A 17,497-nucleotide genomic window follows, 5' to 3' on the forward strand; every position below is an offset into this window, starting at 1 on the left:
TTTAGTGAACAACTGGCAGGTGGATAGATTTTGTTATATGTTGAAAAACTTTACGAACAATTAGGCAGGGAAAAAGTAACGCAGCAGGAATCCGAATTAAAAAAGCACAGCAAGGATGAATCGATTCATGAAGCAGTGACCCCGGATGTGGTATGTTTTCCGGAATCAAAGAAAGATATACAAATGATCCTTCGTATCGCTTCCAAATATCAGATAGCTGTGACCGCCTATGGGGCAGGCTCCGGTTTGGAAGGACAGGCTATTCCTGTACAAAAAGGAATCAGTCTCGATTTTCGAAACATGAATCAGATTTTGGACTTTTCTCCAGAGGATATGCGTATTACCGTACAGCCGGGATTGATGAAAAGTGAATTGAATCAGTTTGTCCGTCAGCAAGGATTATTTTTTGCAGGAGGTCCTGATTACGATGCAACCATCGGCGGCATGGCAGCTACAAATGCGAGCGGAACCAGAGCTGTACGATACGGGGTAATGAGAGATCAATTACTGGATTTAGAGGTGGTACTGGCTGATGGAATGACCTTTCATACCGGAACAAAAGCAAAAAAATCCTCTTCCGGGTATCATTTAACCAGCCTTTTTGCCGGCTCAGAAGGCACATTGGGGATTATTACAGAAATCACCTTAAAACTCTATGGCATCCCGGAATATTCAACCGTAGCAAGATGTACCTTTGAAACACCGGAGCTATGTGCGATTGCAGCGCAAACCATACAATTAAAAGGCATCCCGGTTATGCGGATGGAATTGATAGATTCTGTCAGCATCGGTATCATCAATGAGCAATGCGGACTTGATTTCCCTGTAAACCATTCTTTATTTTTAGAGTTTGCCGGGCCAAAAAATACGGTTGCGGAAGAGGTAAAGCTCGCTTCCGAAATCATGCATGAGCTTGGCTGCGAGGACTGGGCAGCAGCAAGTGATCCGATCGAGAAACAGAAGCTTTGGGAAGCGCGGGTAAAATTAGCTGTTTCCTTTCAACATTTAAAAGAATTAAAGGAAATTGGCGGAGATGTATGTGTTCCTATTTCTCAGCTCCCAAAGCTTGTTTCTTTCACCCGTCACAGCATGGATACAAGCAGATTAAAAGGAGCAATCTGGGGGCATATTGGAGATGGTAATTTCCATACCAGCATTATGTTTAATCCAAATGCAGATGGAGAACAAGCATTGGCAGAGCAAACCAATGATGCCATTGTCAAGCTGGCCATTGAATCAGGCGGAACCTGTACTGGTGAACATGGAGTTGGTCTTGGCAAGAAGAAATTTCAGGAAGCGGAGCACGGCACCGCTTTAGAAATGATGCGGCGCACGAAGCAGCTTTATGACCCTAAAGGGATTTTAAATCCAGGAAAGATTTTTTCTTAAACATAAACCTTTTTACCGTAAATGACTAAAATAAGGCAGTTATTCTTTTGAACCCTTTTAGAGAATAGCTGCTTTTATTCGTGATAACCGTGCTGATTCCTATAAGTTTTTAGTGTTCAAATAACGATATTACGTTTCTGTATAATGCATTTTTATCATCTAAAACCTCATAAGGAACGCCTTCATTGTCAATCACATAGCCTTTTCCTACTGTATAGGATAAACTGTCCCCATTTCTTAATTCTACCTCTATCAGATACTCGTTTTCTTTGTCATCTTTCACCCTATCTACACTATTTATCTGATATATCCTGTAATCGCTATTAATATATTTGCTTATTTGCTCAGACCCTTCCATCACAAATCTTCTCTCATCCTCTGGAGGGATATAATCCGATAGATTATTAAAATCTTCTGGTATTTCACCAGTCATTTCAATCTCTATTTTTTCAATGTCATTTACGGTAGTTCCCGCGTTATCCTCAACCACCTTATCGAAGGTAGTCGGTAAAGAAAAAGATAAATTAAATATCCACATAATGACTGTTACAACGATTGCCAGTAATAAGATAATATCAAATAACTTATTTAACCTGGACTTGGGCTCACGCAAGTTATACCTCCTTTGTTTTCAAATTTTAAATAAATTTATTTATACGAAACGCTAACTTCATACCCTTGCTACTCTATGTATACCCGAATTTTCAACACAATAAAAACCCCCTGCCTACAATGAATTTATCATCGTAAACAGAGGGTTCTGCATGTAAACTGATTTATTATTTATCAGCCAAGTTATAGAAAGAAGTCAATCCGCCATACTCGCCCATGCCAGCTAGTTCATCTTCAATGCGAAGTAACTGGTTGTATTTTGCTACGCGGTCTGTACGGGATGGAGCTCCTGTTTTGATTTGACCGGCATTTGTTGCAACTGCGATATCAGCGATGGTTGTATCTTCTGTTTCACCAGAGCGGTGAGAGATAACAGCTGTGTAGCCAGCGCGTTTCGCCATTTCGATTGCTTCAAATGTTTCCGTAAGTGTACCGATTTGGTTCACTTTAACAAGGATTGAGTTGCCGATGCCTTGCTCGATACCTCTGGAAAGTTTAGCAGTGTTTGTAACAAATAGGTCGTCACCTACAAGCTGTACTTTATCACCAAGACGGTCTGTTAATACTTTGAAGCCGTCCCAGTCGTTTTCATCTAAACCATCTTCAATTGAGATGATTGGGTATTTTGAAATCATTTCTTCATACCAGTCAACCATTTCTTCCGAAGTACGTACCACGCCTTCTCCTTTAAGGTTGTATTTACCATCGTTGTAGATTTCAGAAGCAGCTACGTCCATTGCAAGTTTCACTTCTTCGCCTGGTTTGTAGCCGGCAGCTTCAATTGCTTCTACAATGGTTTGAAGTGCTTCTTCGTTGGAACCAAGGTTTGGAGCAAATCCGCCTTCGTCCCCAACAGCTGTATTGTAGCCTTTAGATCCTAATACTTTTTTCAATGCGTGGAAGATTTCAGCACCAGTGCGCAATGCTTCTTTGAAAGAATCAGCGCCTACAGGCATAATCATGAATTCTTGGATATCCACGTTGTTATCCGCATGCTCTCCACCGTTTAAGATGTTCATCATTGGTGTTGGAAGCGTTTTGGCATTGAATCCGCCAAGATAGTTGTATAAAGGCACTTCCAGGTGATTCGCTGCTGCACGAGCTGCTGCCATCGATACGCCCAGGATAGCATTTGCACCTAATTTCCCTTTATTTTCTGTACCATCTAAATCGATCATTAATGCATCAATGATGTTTTGACGTGTTGCATCTAAACCGATTAATTCAGGAGCGATGATTTCATTAACGTTTTCAACCGCTTTTTCAACGCCTTTTCCTAAATAACGATCTTTATCGCCATCGCGAAGTTCTACCGCTTCATATTCCCCTGTAGAAGCACCGCTTGGTACGATTGCAGAGCCAAAAGCTCCAGATTCTGTGAAAATTTCTACCTCAATAGTCGGGTTACCTCTTGAGTCTAATACTTCTCTTGCGTATACGTCAGTAATATATGGCATTATTTTCTCTCCTTTAATAACATTTATTTTTATTTTTTAATTAAGGATGAACCAGTCATTTCTTCCGGTTTCTCTACATCAAGTAAATCTAATAAGGTTGGTGCTAAATCGGCAAGAATACCGCCATCCCGCAATGTTACGTCATCTTTTGTCACGATAACAGGAACCGGGTTGGTTGTGTGAGCAGTCATCGGTTGATCTTCCAAGGTGATAACCTCATCAGAGTTCCCGTGGTCAGCGGTAATAATCGCATGTCCGCCTAACTCTGTAATTTTATCAACGATTTTACCCAGACATTCGTCTACTGCTTCAATCGCATCGATGGTTGGCTGCAGCATTCCGGAATGTCCAACCATATCCGGGTTTGCAAAGTTTAAAAGAATGGCGTTTTGGGTTCCAGCATCCAGTTCTTTTAATAAAGCATCTGTTACTTCATAAGCGCTCATTTCTGGCTGCAAATCATAGGTTGCTACTTTGGGCGAATCAATCAGAATCCGTTTTTCGCCTTCAAATTCTTTTTCACGTCCGCCGCTCATAAAGAAGGTAACATGCGGATATTTTTCTGTTTCGGCAATACGTAATTGGTTAAGCTTATTCTGTTCCAGAACCTCCCCAACGGTATTGTCGAGATTAACTGGTTTATATGCAACATGGCCATCTACCGTTTCACTGAAGTTGGTCATCATGACGAATTCAAGATTTTTCGGAGCGCTCTCGCCGCGGTCGAAATCTCGGAAATCCTCATTCGCAAACGTTCTGGAAACTTGAATTGCACGGTCAGGACGGAAATTGTAAAAGACAATCGCGTCTTCGTCCTGAATTGTTGCCACAGGCTTGTCATTTTCATCTGTAATCACAGACGGAATAACAAATTCATCATAGATTTCGTTCTTGTAGCTGTCTTCAACCACTTCTGCAGCACTATGATAAGAAGGTCCTTCGCCATAAACCATAGCATCATATGCTTTTTTCACACGATCCCAGCGCTTATCACGGTCCATGGAATAATAACGACCGGATACCGTTGCAATTTTACCTACGCCAAGCTCTTTCATTTTATCCTCTGTCTGCTGCAGATATTCACCGGCAGTTTGCGGACCAACATCACGTCCGTCTAAAAATGCATGTACATATACTTCTTCTAAATCATACTGTTTTGCCATTTTTAATAACGCAAACAGGTGGTTGATGTGGCTGTGTACACCGCCATCAGATAACAGACCGAAAAGATGCAATGCTTTGCCCTTTTCTTTCGCATGTTTTACAGCATTCACAAGCTCTTCTACCTCAAAAAAGTCGCCTTCTTCAATCGACAGATTCACACGTGTCAAGCTTTGATAAACAATGCGGCCTGCTCCAATATTTAAGTGACCCACTTCAGAATTACCCATTTGCCCCTCTGGCAGGCCAACAGCATTTCCAGACGCTGTCAACTGGTTATGGGCATAAGCATTCCAATAGCGATCAAAATTCGGTGTGTTTGCTTGCTTGACTGCATTTCCTTTTTCTTCATCGCGGATCGCAAAGCCATCCAGAATAATTAATGCAGCTAATTTATCTTGACTCATTTTGTACCTGCCTCCACTAATTGAACAAATGATTCAGGCTCTAAGCTTGCGCCGCCGACTAGTGCGCCGTCAATATCTGATTGAGAAAGCAACTCATCAATGTTCGCCGGCTTAACGCTTCCGCCGTATTGAATAACAACTTGATCAGCAATGTCTCCGGAAGTAACTTCTGCAATTACCTTACGTGTTTTTGCACAAACTTCATTGGCATCTTCACTGGAAGCTGTTTTCCCTGTTCCGATTGCCCAAATTGGTTCATAAGCAATAATCGTCTGTGTTACCTGTTCATCCGATAATCCTGCTAATGCTTTTTTCACCTGGCCGCCGACAACATTCATTGTTTCGTTTGCTTCGCGCTGTTCTAACGTTTCACCTACACAAACAATTGGAGTTAAGCCATGTGCAAAGGCAGCTTTTGTTTTTTGGTTAACAGATTCGTCTGTTTCTGCATAATACTCACGACGCTCGGAGTGTCCAATAACGACATGCGTTACACCGATATCTGTTAACATAACTGGGCTCACTTCCCCAGTAAAAGCACCTGATTCTTCAAAGTGCATGTTTTGAGCAGCAACTTTTACATTGGACCCTTTTGCTTTTTCAACAAGAGCAGGTAAATGTACGAAAGGTGCACAAACAATTGCTTCTGTATTCCCGCCTGGAGCTTTTGGAATCACAGCATCCATAAAATCAGTTGCTTCTGCTAATGTTTTATTCATTTTCCAGTTTCCCGCAATAACTACTTTCCGCATGCGCTCACCTCATCCATTCTAAATTTATTATTTATCGTTAAGTGCGTCTACTCCCGGCAGAACTTTTCCTTCCATAAATTCCAAGGAAGCTCCTCCGCCTGTAGATACATGATTCATTTCACTTGCCAGACCGAATTTTTCTACTGCTGCTGCAGAGTCTCCTCCGCCGATAACAGAGAATCCTTCTGTTTCTGCTACTGCATCAGCAACAGCTTTTGTACCGCCGGCAAATGCATTTAATTCAAATACACCCATTGGTCCATTCCAAATAACCAGTTTAGATTCTTTGATAATCGAAGCATATTCTTCGCGTGTTTGAATGCCGATATCCAACGCTTCCCAATCAGCAGGGATTTGATCAATACCTACATTTTTTGTATTTGCATCTTCTGAGAAATCATCAGCTACGACAACATCTGTCGGCAATACAAAGTTAACGCCTTTGTCTTTCGCTTTTTGCATGAATTCTTTTGCTAAATCCATTTTATCTTCTTCTAATAATGACTTCCCAATTTCATGGCCTAACGCTTTTACAAACGTATAAGCTAATCCGCCGCCAATAATCAAATTATCCACTTTATCAAGCAAGTTATCAATCACATTGATTTTATCTTTTACTTTTGCTCCGCCGATAATGGCTGTAAATGGCCGTGCCGGATCTTCCAATGCTTGTCCAAGAACTTCAATTTCTTTTTCCATTAATAGTCCTGCCGCGGCTGGAAGCTTTGTAGCAATACCTGTTGTGGAAGCATGTGCACGATGTGCCGCTCCGAATGCATCATTGACATATACGTCTGCCATTTTAGCGAAGGCATCAACAAGCTCTGGATCGTTCTTCTCTTCACCAGCTTCAAAACGAACATTTTCAATTAATAACACATCGCCATTGTTCAATTGGTCGATGGCTTTATTCACTTCTTCTCCGTAGACTTCATCCGTTTTAAGAACCTCTTTGTTTAAGAGTTCACTTAAACGTTTTGCTACCGGGTCTAAACGAAGTTCATCCACAGCAGTTCCTTTTGGACGCCCTAAATGGCTCGCTAAAATAAGTTTTGCTCCTTTATCCGTCAGCTCACGGATCGTTGGCAATGCAGCACGAATACGCGTATCGTCCGTAATTTCACCGTCTTTTAAAGGCACGTTAAAATCGACACGGCAAAATACGCGTTTCCCTTCTACTTGTAAATCAGCAATGGTTTTCTTGTTCAACGGAATCCCTCCTAGTTTGGTATATGCAACTCTTGTTATTATACCATTTTATCTTGCATTCCTGCTAATTCTACAAAAATGAATGTTCTAAAATGAAAATAGAGGAGGAATTGCTCCCTCCTCTATTTCATACCGTTCGGAGAGGCTTGCCTTACAACGAACGTCAATTATTATTTTACAGTCCTTTTTCAGCCATGAATACAGCTAAGTCTACACAACGGCTGGAGTAACCCATTTCGTTATCATACCAAGAAACAACTTTAACCAGGTTGCCTTCCATTACGATTGTAGATAGAGAATCGAAAATAGAAGAGTGGTTGTTTCCTACGATATCAGAAGAAACGATTGGATCTTCTGTATACTCAAGAATTCCTTTAAGCGGTCCTTGAGCAGCTTCTTTCATTGCATTGTTTACATCTTCAACAGTTACTTCTTTATCAAGCTCTGCAACTAAGTCAGTTAATGAACCATCTGGAGTTGGAACGCGTACTGCGTTACCATTTAATTTACCATTAAGTTCCGGTAATACTAAACCTACTGCTTTTGCAGCTCCAGTTGAAGTAGGGATGATGTTTTGAGCAGCTGCACGCGCACGACGATAGTCTTTATGCGGTAAATCAAGGATTTGCTGGTCATTTGTATAAGAGTGGATAGTAGTCATTAATCCACGTTTGATGCCAAAGTTATCATTTAATACTTTAGCGAATGGCGCTAAGCAGTTTGTTGTACAAGATGCGTTAGATACAACATGGTGCTGAGCTGGATCATATTTATCATCGTTAACACCCATAACGATTGTTAAGTCTTCACCTTTAGCTGGTGCAGAGATGATAACTTTTTTCGCTCCTGCTTTAATATGCTTTTCTGCAGCTTCTTTTTCTGTGAAGATACCAGTAGATTCGATAACGATTTCTACGCCAAGGTCTCCCCATCCAAGGTTTTCTGGATCACGTTCAGAAAGTACGTTGATTTCTTTTCCGTCAACAACAAGATTAGAACCATTTACACTGATTTCTTCTTCTAGTTTGCCGTGAACAGAATCATATTTCAATAAGTGTGCAAGCATGTTAGCATCTGTTAAGTCATTGATTGCCACGATTTCCACTTGGTCATTTTTTAAAGATTGACGAAATACGTTACGTCCAATTCTTCCAAAGCCGTTAATACCAACTTTTACAGTCATATTAAATTCCTCCTAAGAATTTCTTGTTTTTTTATTTATATAAAGAGGTTATCCTCTTAATATCTTTTCTGCAGCACCTTGATCGGTTATCAGCAAATTGCTCTTCCCTTGTTTAAAGTAAGAATGAATGGCATGTCCCTTTGATGAGCCTCCGGCAACCGTAATGATATGCTTGGATTCATCCATATCCTCCAGCTGCAGTCCCACTGTTTTTACTTTGTAAACGACGCGTCCATCTGCGTCAAAGTAATAACCAAACGCTTCTGAAACAGCATTTTCTGACTCCAATACATCAATTACTTTTTCGGAAGACCTTCTTCGTTCTGCCATGCGCAGCGCATCACCAACACCGTGTAAAACAATGTCAGCATTTTTTATGACAGCTAACGCATCAATCACATGTGGTTCCTGAATAATTAATTCATATGTGGAATCACTGATTGGATCTGGTACATAAAGCATTCTATACTGGCCATTTGACCTTCTTGCCATCTCTGAAACAATACGTGATGCTTGATTCTCCACCTTTTCGCCAATGCCGCCTCTTGCTGGAACAAATAATACATCCGTTCCCTCTGGCAATGGTTTCATTGCATCAGCTACTGCCGCTATGGTGCTTCCGCCTGTCACGGCAACGGTATTGTTTTTCTGCAGAGTAGATTGCAAATGCGTCACACATGCTTTTCCCATCTCTGCCTTGATTTGAGGGTTATGATCACTATCACCAGGCACTACAATCACATTATCAATAGACAAGGTGCGTTTTAACTGATCCTCCAGATTTTCTAACCGGGACATATCTCCAATCAAAGCAGCTAACTGATCTAGAACTACTTTTCCCTCATTGGTAATAAACATACCTTTGGAGGTCACTTCGACTAAACCTTGTTCATGCAGAAAATCAATCTCTCCGCGAACATGCCGCTCTGTTAAATTTGTACTTTCTGCTAATGCCCGTCTTCCAATCGGCTGATGTAAATGCACATGCTGTAATAACGTGTACCTTTCCTGCATCAAACTTACCAATTCAGGTACGATTTTTCTCTGTAGGGCCATGATGGATTCCATATTAACCATTCTCCTCCATACGGGATTGAAAACGTCCCATGTGGTTGTTTTATGTCCCGATTCATTTGTATTATAACATACCTCTTATCAAAAGCAAAGAAAAACTCTTGAAAATAAGGCTGTTTCGCACCCCTTTTGTCTAAAAAACAAGGAACCTGTCCTGCCGCCAGTTAAATGCGAAAAAGCATAGGAGTGTTTTCGTTATACTTTTGTGATGAAGAGCAATTATGTCCCGGGGTGTGGTTACCTCCTTACCAAAACATCTGCTAAATCTTATAGCATAAAAAGGCATACAGTTTACTATTCCCATTGCATATGAACTTAAACACAGAATCGAATGTTTACAAAATTTTAATGTTTATATGCGCTGAAACATTTCTTCCGGGTCAATAATGTCCCGAAATACATGATAAGCGTTTAACCATACACATTCTGTTCTTCCATCCAGACAGGGGTACTTCTATATAACTCAACATTCGCACCTAAGAATAAGCATATATATCTTGCTATTCCAGGGTGAGCATGTTCTCCATTACCATGCTTGCTTTTTGGTTAAATATCCGTCCATTTGGGAATTAGTGATGATGCATAGCTCCGCTCCGGCCAACCACTCTCGCTTTCCGACGCAGCGGCGCTTTACACTTCACCTTCTATATCTTTATCAAGGGTGTTAGCGAAGGAACAATCAACTCCTGTTTCTATGGAAATAAAGTTACTTTTTAATGTGTGAAAGTTGAGTATATAATAAAAAGGCATTCTCTAAAGCACTTACATTTGCTTTAGAGAATGCCTTTTCCTTTATTCAGCTAACAGTCTGCTGATATTTTCTATGCTGATATCATTTCCATATAATTCATTATTCTTATAAACGATGACAGGAATCATTAATTGATACGTTTCCAGTAAATCATCTGATTGATAAATATCTATTTCCTCGACAGGAATAGGAGCTGTGTTCAGTAAATCTAATAACCCCTTCGCTTCTTCACATAGCGGACAATTCGTTTTTGTATAAAATTTAATCATTATTTCTGCTCGTTCTCCTTTTGCGCTTGGAGGAAGAGGGAATACCCAGCTCTTCCCGGTATTTCATCACCGTTCTTCTTGCTACATGCACCTGATACAGCTCTTCCAGTTTCCTGCGGATTTTTTCATCAGAAAGCGGGCGGGTCTGGTCTTCCTCCGCAATTATTTGCTGTACATATTGCTTCGCAACCACACGGGCGACTCCTCCCCCTTTCCGGGATTCACGCTGCAATAAATATTTGACTCGGAGGATACCAAAACTTGTCTGCAGATATTTATTGCTGATGGTCCGGCTGATCGTTGAAACATGCAGATCCAATACATCCGCTATCTCCTGAAGGGTTAACGGTTTTAATGCCGTTATCCCTTCTTCAAAAAAGGATAATTGTTTATTGACAATAATATGCAAAACCTGCTCCAAGGTCTTCCCACGGTATTGGATCGCCTGCTCCAGCATCTCTATCTCCTTCTTCTTCTCCTTCAAAAAGTCTGCTCCCTCTTTCGGCATATCAGCCTGCAGGATATCATCCCGAAGCTGAATAGTAGGGCTTGACCAATTGAAAAAGGACAGCTGCCACTCTCCCTTTTCCTTCAACACTGCCGCTTCCGGAATAATATATTCTGTCTCTTCTTCCTCCAATAATTTACCCGGATTCGGATGACAAAGCTTCATATTCGAAATTAATCTGCCAGCTTCCTCTTCTGTAATCCCGTAGGCTTCAGCTAAAGCCTGGGCATCCTCCTCGGCTATCAGGACCAAATCATTTTCAAAAAGCTCCTCTAAAAAGGGATAATCACAATCCATTTCTTTTAATTGCAGTTGGATACACTCCTGTAAGCTCCGGGCTCCAATTCCCGGCGGCTCAAGGGATTGTAAATAGGATAGAGCCTGTTCTATTTCTTCCATGGATAACTGACAGCCGGAAGCCCACTCTTCCATAGTAATATCCAGATAGCCATTTTCATTTAAGGAATCAATTCCAAAAAGAACCGCCTGTTTTAAATTTTCCTCCGAAATAGAAAGCATGTACACATTCTCTTTTAATTGCTCGTACATATTTTTTTTCGAAGCATTCATATTTTCAAATGCGTTTGTCTCTCCATGAAATTGACTGAGCACCTGCTGATCAATGGGACGGATATCCTCAATCAAAGGATTCTCTTCAGCAATTCTTTGTACATGATCATATAATTCAATACCAGAGAGCTGCAGGATTTCAATGGATTGATGAAGCGATTGATTCATTTTCCAAGCTAATGCTTGCTTTAACACCAGACTCTGCTGCATGCTTTAACCTCCATGCATTTCAGTAGGAAATCATTTTTTTCGTATTGCTGCCGTTCCCTGTATTACCCTATACAGATATTATACTTTCTTCACCTGGTTTTCCATAGTTCCAATTCCTTCTACTTCTAACTTCACCCGGTCTCCTTCCTGAAGCAGGCCGGATGGCTCCATTGCTAAACCGACACCATGCGGCGTTCCGGTTAAAATAATATCTCCCGGCTCCAGCGTCATGATTTCAGAAATAAAATTTATAAGGAAAGGGATATCAAAAATAAGATGCGCTGTATTAGAAGACTGGCGCACCTCCCCATTTACATAGGAGCGGATAGCTAATTCATGCGGATTATCCACTTCCTCCTTTGTCACAACCCATGGCCCTACCGGCGTGGTATGATCCAGTGATTTCCCCTGCAGCCATTGCGGCGTCCGTTTTTGCAAATCACGTGCGGAGGTATCATTGGCAAGGGTATAGCCGGCAATATAATCAAAAGCATCTTCTTTTTTCACTTTAGAAGCTGTTTTTCCAATGACAATGGTTAATTCTGCTTCATAATCTAATTTTTCAGTTATTGAAGGATAATAAATATCATCCTCCGGTCCAATAATAGCATTATCAAATTTCGCAAATAAAACAGGAAAATCAGGTATATCTGATTTCATTTCATGAACATGCTCCTGATAGTTTTTTCCAACGCAAATAACCTTTCTCGCTTCTCCGAGCGGCATTCCCAATTGCACATCCTGAAGGGAAAGGTTTTCATATCTGCCCGTTTCTGGAAGTATTTTCTGCAACGCTTCTATGTATTCGGATGCATGTGCATAAAATTCACTAGGATTCGCAGGAAGTGATTTTCCTCCAAATTGCTGCGACAGGCTTTCCACATCTGCAATGGATTCCGCATCTGTTAAAACACCAACACGATAATTTTCATCTTTGTTTTTCCGATAAGCTACTAGTTTCATGTCTATTCCTCCCTTTCCCTCATTATAGTAGAGTTAGAGTTGGAAAGGAATAAATATGTCATAATTTATTCAACCTCTCCTTTGGCTGGTCATGCTATACTAGGTGTCGGGAGACAATAATAGAGAGGGGTATACATAATAATGAAGAAAAAAATATTTTTTATCCTCATCGTTCTGATGGCTGCTTTAGCTGCTTGCTCAAATAATGAAGCGGATACAGCAGAGGAAGATGACACGGATTCCATGGAACTGCCTGTTCTGGAAGTAGATTTCGATGTGCCGGAGCATGTTGAAGTCGGAGAAACCATTGATTTAACAGCTCATGTCACCTTTGACGACGAGCCTGTAGAAGATGCTCGTGAAGTGTTATTTGAGGTATGGACACAGGGGCATGCGGATGACAGTGTGGAAATCGAAGGCGTTCATCAAGAGGACGGCACCTATACAGCCAGCTTTACCTTTGAAGAAGAAGCAGTTTATGAAATGTATGCTCATACTACCGCAAGGGAGCTGCATGTCATGCCATTGAAAACGGTTATTGCCGGTGATGCAGAGCCATCGGAAGAAGAAGCCCATGATGAGATGGATCATGAGCACCATGAACACGGTCATGATGCAGACGAACATAATCAGGAAGAGGAATAATTTAGCATCATTTTTCAAGCCATTCCTGGCCCGCACGCATTCCTTTTTGATTTAAAATTCGTTATAATATGAATATAGAAAAGAACGATTTGGCGGGGGGATATGCTTTGATTCAGGTTTATACAGACGGCGCTACAAACGTGAATACAGAAAAAAGCGGAGCCGGCATTTATATAAAGGCTGGGGAAAAGAAGCTGGAATATACTGTCCCCTTACCTTATATGTCCAATCATGAAGCCGAGTTTCACGCTATCATAGAAGCATTAAAAATTTGTAAGATGAACTTCCCTGAAGAAATCTTATCTTTTCGAACTGACTCTAAAGTAGCCGCAGACGTGATTGATAAAGGACGAACCAAAAACAAACAATTTCTTCCTTTGCTTGAAATCATCCAGGCTGAAGCAGCAGACTTTCCATTCTTATTTATTAAATGGATACCGGAAAAAGAAAATAGCAGAGCAGACCAATTGGCAAGAAAAGCAATCCATCAGCAATCATCGTAACGTGCTGGATGACGAGGGGGAATGTCATATGAGAGAAATACCATTAAAGGAACAAAGTATTGTACTAATTGGATTTATGGGTGTTGGAAAAACAACCATTGGTCAAGCTGTTGCCAAAAAACTGTATCGTGATTTTATTGATATCGATGAAGAAATTGAGCGCAGATTCGGAATGCCTCCGAAAGAGATTTTTGCGAAATATGGAGAAGCCGTCTTCCGTCAACATGAAAAAGAAATTATTTCTGAAATATGCCATAAGAAATTAAAGGTTATCTCTTTAGGCGGCGGCGCTTTTCTTCAAAAAGAAGTACAGGATGTCTGTCTCGCAACCACTACAATATTCTTTCTCGACCTGTCTTGGGACAGCTGGAAGGATCGAATCAGCCTGCTGATTGACAGCCGCCCCGTTCTACAGGGGAAGAATATGGAGGAAATCAAACAGCTTTTTGATGATAGGCAGCCAATTTATGGACAGCATCACTCCCGTGTAGTGACAGATAATCAAGAAATTGAAGAAATTGCAGATTATATTGCCGATTCCTTAAAATTAGCATGGGAGCTTTACGCTTAAAAACAAGAAATTGCACGTAAAAAACAGGCTAAGGTCACCCTAGCCTGTTTTTTTCGATTTCATGATTTATTAATGTTTACGCTTTGCGCTCAAAGATATCATCTATGATGCCATATTCTTTAGACTGTTCTGCACTCATGAATTTATCACGCTCTGTATCACGTTCAATAACTTCTAAAGGCTGACCAGTATTTTCAGACATGATGCGGTTCATACGTTTTTTAATCTCGATAATTCGATTTGCATGAATCTCAATATCTGTTGCCTGTCCCTGCGTACCGCCTAAAGGCTGGTGAATCATAATCTCACTGTTTGGCAATGCAAAACGTTTGCCTTTCTCTCCGGCATTAAGCAGGAAAGCACCCATAGAAGCTGCCATACCGATACAGATGGTAGATACATCTGACTTAATAAAGTTCATGGTATCAAAAATAGCCATACCAGCTGTGATAGAACCACCAGGAGAATTAATATATAAAGAGATATCTTTTCCTGGATCTTCTGCTTCTAAGAATAAAAGCTGTGCTACAATAGAGTTGGCTACATTGTCATCAATGCCGCTGCCAAGTAAAATAATCCGGTCTTTTAATAAGCGGGAGTAAATATCATATGCGCGTTCACCACGATTTGTTTGTTCAATAACTGTAGGTACTAAATTCATTTAAAAATCCTCCTTAAGTTGCCAACGTTAATGGCTGATGATTTTTTCTATACTTTATATGATAGCTCATTGGTCAATGAAGGTCAAACAAAAAGTTTCACCAAATTTCTACTTTAACCATCCTTCCCGATTTTATGTTTGTTAAACATGAACCATTTAAACTTATTGAAAGACGCATAAAATAATTTTTCATCTAAATTATATAAAAAGGACTTGTCTCAAAGGAACTTCCTATGTATAATTAAGATTGTGTTTTTAATTCAATGAGATGCGCCCATAGCTCAGCTGGATAGAGCACTGGTTTCCGGTACCAGGTTTGCCGGGGGTTCGAATCCCTCTGGGCGCGCTAGATAAAGTTAATAAAAAGACAAGGGATAAAGATGTTTGCTTCCCTTGTCTTTTTTTCTGTCTTCCAGAAGTTTGGTGCTATCTTTCCTCAAACACCGCCAGGCTTTTCCACTCGGTTGCGAATGAATACTCTATTTTCCTATATGTGATACCGTGATACCCCTTGCCTAATTAAAAAGAGGGACTGCCAGTTGTCGTACCTGACTCTGGCCGGTTAGAATCATTACTTGATTTATAGTTGGACTCAATAGCAGATTTAGCTTTAGCAGGCGCTGATGTCAGTCCCGTTGCCCAGCTTTCTATCGCTCTATCTGTTGATTGTTGAAATGTTTCGCTCCAGTTTACTGAACAAGTTTTTTCATCGCAATGAACACCATTTCCATAATCTGTCGAGGCTGCTTGAACTCCTGAGGTTGAAATAGCGGATAATCCTAACGTTAAGGCTGCTAACCCTAATTTCATTCTCTTTTTCATCACAGGCACTCCCTTTATATAATGATTTGTCTCTCAACCTAACATAACTTTTGCGAAGATTCAACAAGTTACCATGAAGAATGGAAAGCAAAATAGTCCGCCGCAGCGGCGCTTTACACTTCACCTTCTATTATTTAGATAGGGATTTATCCAAGATACGGTCAACTCCTGTTTCTATGGAAATGAAGTCACTTTTTAATAACAGAAAATTAAGTTTATTTATATTTGAAGCAGTCAAATTGTAATACTTATAGGTGCACCAGAAATTATATAATGCTATATAAATAAAAGCCCCCTTAAAATTGAGCAATGTAACTCGCCTTTAAGAAGGACTTTTTTAGCTGAGGTTTTACTATTTGGTGCTTTGTTTATCTGTTAAATAAAGCAAAGTTCGTTATACGGATAGCTTTAAACTTTTTCACGTACAAGGCTTGTTAAATATTCCAGCGCCTCTTCTTCATCTTCTCCTTCGATAATAAGCTTGATTTCTTCTCCTTTTGTCAGAGCCAGGCTCATTAATCCCATAATGCTTTTGGCATTAACCTTTTTATGATCATTCTCTAAAAATATGTGTGAATCAAATCGATTGGCCTCTTGTACAAAATAGGCAGCTGGCCTCGCTTGTAGTCCTGAATCTAATTCGATTTTCACTGTTTTCTCAACCAATAAATTCACTCTCCTGTCTTAAGTAAACGCCTCCATTTTTTTAGGAAGCAGAAAAAATTCTGCGTCTTTCTTTCGGCGATGTTCCATGATATTTACTGCATTATATCATATTCTTCGGATACTAGCATTAATTACCAAGCTGCAGTTCACCACGTTTGATTTTCTCTGCAAATTCATCAATTTTTTTCAAACGATGATTCACGCCTGATTTAGAAATCGTCCCGCTGGTAACAAGTTCCCCTAATTCTTTTAAGGAAACTTCTTCATATTGAATACGGAGCTTAGCTATTTCCTGTAATTTTTCCGGCAGCTGATCCAATCCAACTGTCCGTTCAATCAATTTAATGTTTTCAATTTGACGGAATGCTGCGCCGATGGTTTTATTTAAGTTCGCGGTTTCACAATTCACCAGTCTATTGACAGAATTACGCATATCACGGACAATGCGTACATCTTCAAATTTTAATAATGCTTGATGTGCTCCAATGACACTTAAAAACGTAGTAATTTTTTCGGCTTCTTTGATGTAGACGATATAACCATTTTTGCGCTCTAAGGTTCTTGCATGTAAATCATATGCATTAAACAATGTTTTTAATGCTTCTGCATGCTCCTCATAATAATTAAAAATCTCCAAATGATAGGAGGAGGTTTCCGGGTTATTCATTGACCCGCCAGCTAAAAACGCTCCGCGTAAATATGCTTTTCGGCAGCATTCTTTTCTTAAGTATTTCTCTGAAATGGTCCGGACAATCTGGTATTGATTTTCCATTAGATTCAAATCCTCTAATAAAGATTGAACACCATTTTTCATACGGACGATATATACATTATTTTTCTTCAGCTTCATTTTTTTACGGACAAGCAGCTCCACCGGCAACGTATAATTTTGTTTGATTAATGTGTAAATACGCCTTGCAATTGCTGCATTCTCTGTTTGAACATCCAGTACATAACCTTGCTTTGATATAGAAATAACGCCATTCATTCGAACTAATGCAGCTAGTTCAGCAAACTGACAGCAAGAATCCGATTGAATAGCGGTTAGTTCTTTCTTAATATCTGATGCGAAGGACATTGTATCACGCTCCTTCCCCTTTTCGAACACGCCTTG

General features: G+C 40.2%; 18 protein-coding genes and 1 tRNA gene. 5 read left to right on the top strand and 14 right to left on the bottom strand.

Going from position 1 to position 17,497, the window contains the following annotated elements; all coding sequences use genetic code 11:
• Positions 1-30 precede the first annotated feature (30 nt).
• Positions 31-1,389, top strand: a complete 1,359-nt coding sequence (locus tag ACZSMY_RS11380; protein WP_465147790.1) for an FAD-binding oxidoreductase — start codon at positions 31-33, stop codon at positions 1,387-1,389.
• A gap of 109 nt (positions 1,390-1,498) precedes the next feature.
• Here the strand turns inward: ACZSMY_RS11380 and ACZSMY_RS11385 are convergent, their stop codons facing one another.
• From ACZSMY_RS11385 to ACZSMY_RS11430, 10 genes are all read right to left on the bottom strand, one after another.
• The gene (locus ACZSMY_RS11385; protein WP_289584404.1) at positions 1,499-2,002 is read right to left on the bottom strand and encodes a hypothetical protein; all 504 of its coding nucleotides are present in this window, start codon (positions 2,000-2,002) and stop codon (positions 1,499-1,501) included.
• A gap of 166 nt (positions 2,003-2,168) precedes the next feature.
• Entirely contained in the window at positions 2,169-3,458 is a 1,290-nt protein-coding gene (gene eno, locus ACZSMY_RS11390) for a phosphopyruvate hydratase (protein ID WP_042530417.1), read from the bottom strand.
• A 29-nt stretch (positions 3,459-3,487) separates the two neighbouring features.
• Positions 3,488-5,026, bottom strand: coding sequence for a 2,3-bisphosphoglycerate-independent phosphoglycerate mutase (gene gpmI / locus ACZSMY_RS11395; RefSeq protein ID WP_042530415.1), 1,539 nt, complete (start codon positions 5,024-5,026; stop codon positions 3,488-3,490).
• Complete coding sequence (tpiA, locus tag ACZSMY_RS11400) at positions 5,023-5,778, bottom strand: triose-phosphate isomerase (RefSeq protein ID WP_042530413.1); 756 nt, start codon at positions 5,776-5,778, stop codon at positions 5,023-5,025. The genes gpmI and tpiA overlap by 4 nt, the downstream gene beginning before the upstream one ends.
• 27 nt (positions 5,779-5,805) lie before the next feature.
• On the bottom strand, positions 5,806-6,987 hold the full coding sequence (locus tag ACZSMY_RS11405) for a phosphoglycerate kinase (RefSeq protein ID WP_193063371.1): 1,182 nt from the start codon (positions 6,985-6,987) through the stop codon (positions 5,806-5,808).
• Between the two features lie 175 nt (positions 6,988-7,162).
• The gene (gene gap / locus ACZSMY_RS11410) at positions 7,163-8,170 is read right to left on the bottom strand and encodes a type I glyceraldehyde-3-phosphate dehydrogenase (protein WP_042530410.1); all 1,008 of its coding nucleotides are present in this window, start codon (positions 8,168-8,170) and stop codon (positions 7,163-7,165) included.
• Between the two features lie 48 nt (positions 8,171-8,218).
• On the bottom strand, positions 8,219-9,238 hold the full coding sequence (locus ACZSMY_RS11415) for a sugar-binding transcriptional regulator (RefSeq protein WP_042530408.1): 1,020 nt from the start codon (positions 9,236-9,238) through the stop codon (positions 8,219-8,221).
• A gap of 798 nt (positions 9,239-10,036) precedes the next feature.
• Positions 10,037-10,264: a glutaredoxin family protein gene (locus tag ACZSMY_RS11420; RefSeq protein ID WP_052484923.1), complete on the bottom strand. Its 228-nt coding sequence runs from the start codon at positions 10,262-10,264 to the stop codon at positions 10,037-10,039.
• Positions 10,257-11,552, bottom strand: coding sequence for an RNA polymerase factor sigma-54 (rpoN, locus tag ACZSMY_RS11425; RefSeq protein WP_465147791.1), 1,296 nt, complete (start codon positions 11,550-11,552; stop codon positions 10,257-10,259). Before rpoN ends, ACZSMY_RS11420 begins: the two co-directional genes overlap by 8 nt.
• A gap of 78 nt (positions 11,553-11,630) precedes the next feature.
• Positions 11,631-12,515, bottom strand: a complete 885-nt coding sequence (locus ACZSMY_RS11430) for a fumarylacetoacetate hydrolase family protein (protein ID WP_042530402.1) — start codon at positions 12,513-12,515, stop codon at positions 11,631-11,633.
• Positions 12,516-12,656: 141 nt separating this feature from the next.
• On the opposite strand from ACZSMY_RS11430, the gene ACZSMY_RS11435 reads away from it, so the two are divergent.
• From ACZSMY_RS11435 to ACZSMY_RS11445, 3 genes are all read left to right on the top strand, one after another.
• The gene (locus tag ACZSMY_RS11435; RefSeq protein ID WP_042530400.1) at positions 12,657-13,160 is read left to right on the top strand and encodes a FixH family protein; all 504 of its coding nucleotides are present in this window, start codon (positions 12,657-12,659) and stop codon (positions 13,158-13,160) included.
• 107 nt (positions 13,161-13,267) lie between these two features.
• Positions 13,268-13,663: an RNase H family protein gene (locus tag ACZSMY_RS11440; protein WP_042530397.1), complete on the top strand. Its 396-nt coding sequence runs from the start codon at positions 13,268-13,270 to the stop codon at positions 13,661-13,663.
• Positions 13,664-13,691: 28 nt separating this feature from the next.
• Positions 13,692-14,234, top strand: coding sequence for a shikimate kinase (locus tag ACZSMY_RS11445; protein WP_042530395.1), 543 nt, complete (start codon positions 13,692-13,694; stop codon positions 14,232-14,234).
• A gap of 76 nt (positions 14,235-14,310) precedes the next feature.
• Here ACZSMY_RS11445 and clpP read toward each other — a convergent pair whose 3' ends face one another.
• A complete protein-coding gene (gene clpP, locus ACZSMY_RS11450) occupies positions 14,311-14,895 on the bottom strand; it encodes an ATP-dependent Clp endopeptidase proteolytic subunit ClpP (RefSeq protein ID WP_040978891.1) in 585 nt (194 codons plus the stop codon).
• A gap of 270 nt (positions 14,896-15,165) precedes the next feature.
• Between clpP and ACZSMY_RS11455 the strand changes: the two genes are divergently transcribed.
• Positions 15,166-15,241: transfer RNA gene (locus tag ACZSMY_RS11455), tRNA-Arg, on the top strand.
• Positions 15,242-15,414: 173 nt separating this feature from the next.
• Here the strand turns inward: ACZSMY_RS11455 and ACZSMY_RS11460 are convergent.
• The 3 genes from ACZSMY_RS11460 to whiA form a co-directional block, all read right to left on the bottom strand.
• Positions 15,415-15,717, bottom strand: coding sequence for a leucocin A/sakacin P family class II bacteriocin (locus tag ACZSMY_RS11460; RefSeq protein WP_052484915.1), 303 nt, complete (start codon positions 15,715-15,717; stop codon positions 15,415-15,417).
• 408 nt (positions 15,718-16,125) lie between these two features.
• The gene (locus ACZSMY_RS11465) at positions 16,126-16,383 is read right to left on the bottom strand and encodes an HPr family phosphocarrier protein (protein ID WP_042530267.1); all 258 of its coding nucleotides are present in this window, start codon (positions 16,381-16,383) and stop codon (positions 16,126-16,128) included.
• Positions 16,384-16,510: 127 nt separating this feature from the next.
• Positions 16,511-17,461 (bottom strand): DNA-binding protein WhiA, encoded by a 951-nt coding sequence (gene whiA / locus ACZSMY_RS11470; RefSeq protein WP_042530265.1) that lies wholly within the window; start codon positions 17,459-17,461, stop codon positions 16,511-16,513.
• Positions 17,462-17,497 lie beyond the last annotated feature (36 nt).

The organism is Oceanobacillus sp. B139/18 (assembly GCF_055524595.1).

Bases quoted from the DNA above. Each gene is read 5' to 3' on its own strand.
- rpoN (WP_465147791.1), bottom strand. From the start codon at position 11,552: ATGCAGCAGAGTCTGGTGTTAAAGCAAGCATTAGCTTGGAAAATGAAT.
- ACZSMY_RS11430 (WP_042530402.1), bottom strand. From the start codon at position 12,515: ATGAAACTAGTAGCTTATCGGAAAAACAAAGATGAAAATTATCGTGTT.
- whiA (WP_042530265.1), bottom strand. From the start codon at position 17,461: ATGTCCTTCGCATCAGATATTAAGAAAGAACTAACCGCTATTCAATCG.
- eno (WP_042530417.1), bottom strand. From the start codon at position 3,458: ATGCCATATATTACTGACGTATACGCAAGAGAAGTATTAGACTCAAGA.
- gpmI (WP_042530415.1), bottom strand. From the start codon at position 5,026: ATGAGTCAAGATAAATTAGCTGCATTAATTATTCTGGATGGCTTTGCG.
- ACZSMY_RS11415 (WP_042530408.1), bottom strand. From the start codon at position 9,238: ATGGAATCCATCATGGCCCTACAGAGAAAAATCGTACCTGAATTGGTA.
- ACZSMY_RS11420 (WP_052484923.1), bottom strand. From the start codon at position 10,264: ATGATTAAATTTTATACAAAAACGAATTGTCCGCTATGTGAAGAAGCG.
- clpP (WP_040978891.1), bottom strand. From the start codon at position 14,895: ATGAATTTAGTACCTACAGTTATTGAACAAACAAATCGTGGTGAACGC.
- gap (WP_042530410.1), bottom strand. From the start codon at position 8,170: ATGACTGTAAAAGTTGGTATTAACGGCTTTGGAAGAATTGGACGTAAC.
- ACZSMY_RS11445 (WP_042530395.1), top strand. From the start codon at position 13,692: ATGAGAGAAATACCATTAAAGGAACAAAGTATTGTACTAATTGGATTT.
- ACZSMY_RS11435 (WP_042530400.1), top strand. From the start codon at position 12,657: ATGAAGAAAAAAATATTTTTTATCCTCATCGTTCTGATGGCTGCTTTA.
- tpiA (WP_042530413.1), bottom strand. From the start codon at position 5,778: ATGCGGAAAGTAGTTATTGCGGGAAACTGGAAAATGAATAAAACATTA.
- ACZSMY_RS11460 (WP_052484915.1), bottom strand. From the start codon at position 15,717: ATGAAAAAGAGAATGAAATTAGGGTTAGCAGCCTTAACGTTAGGATTA.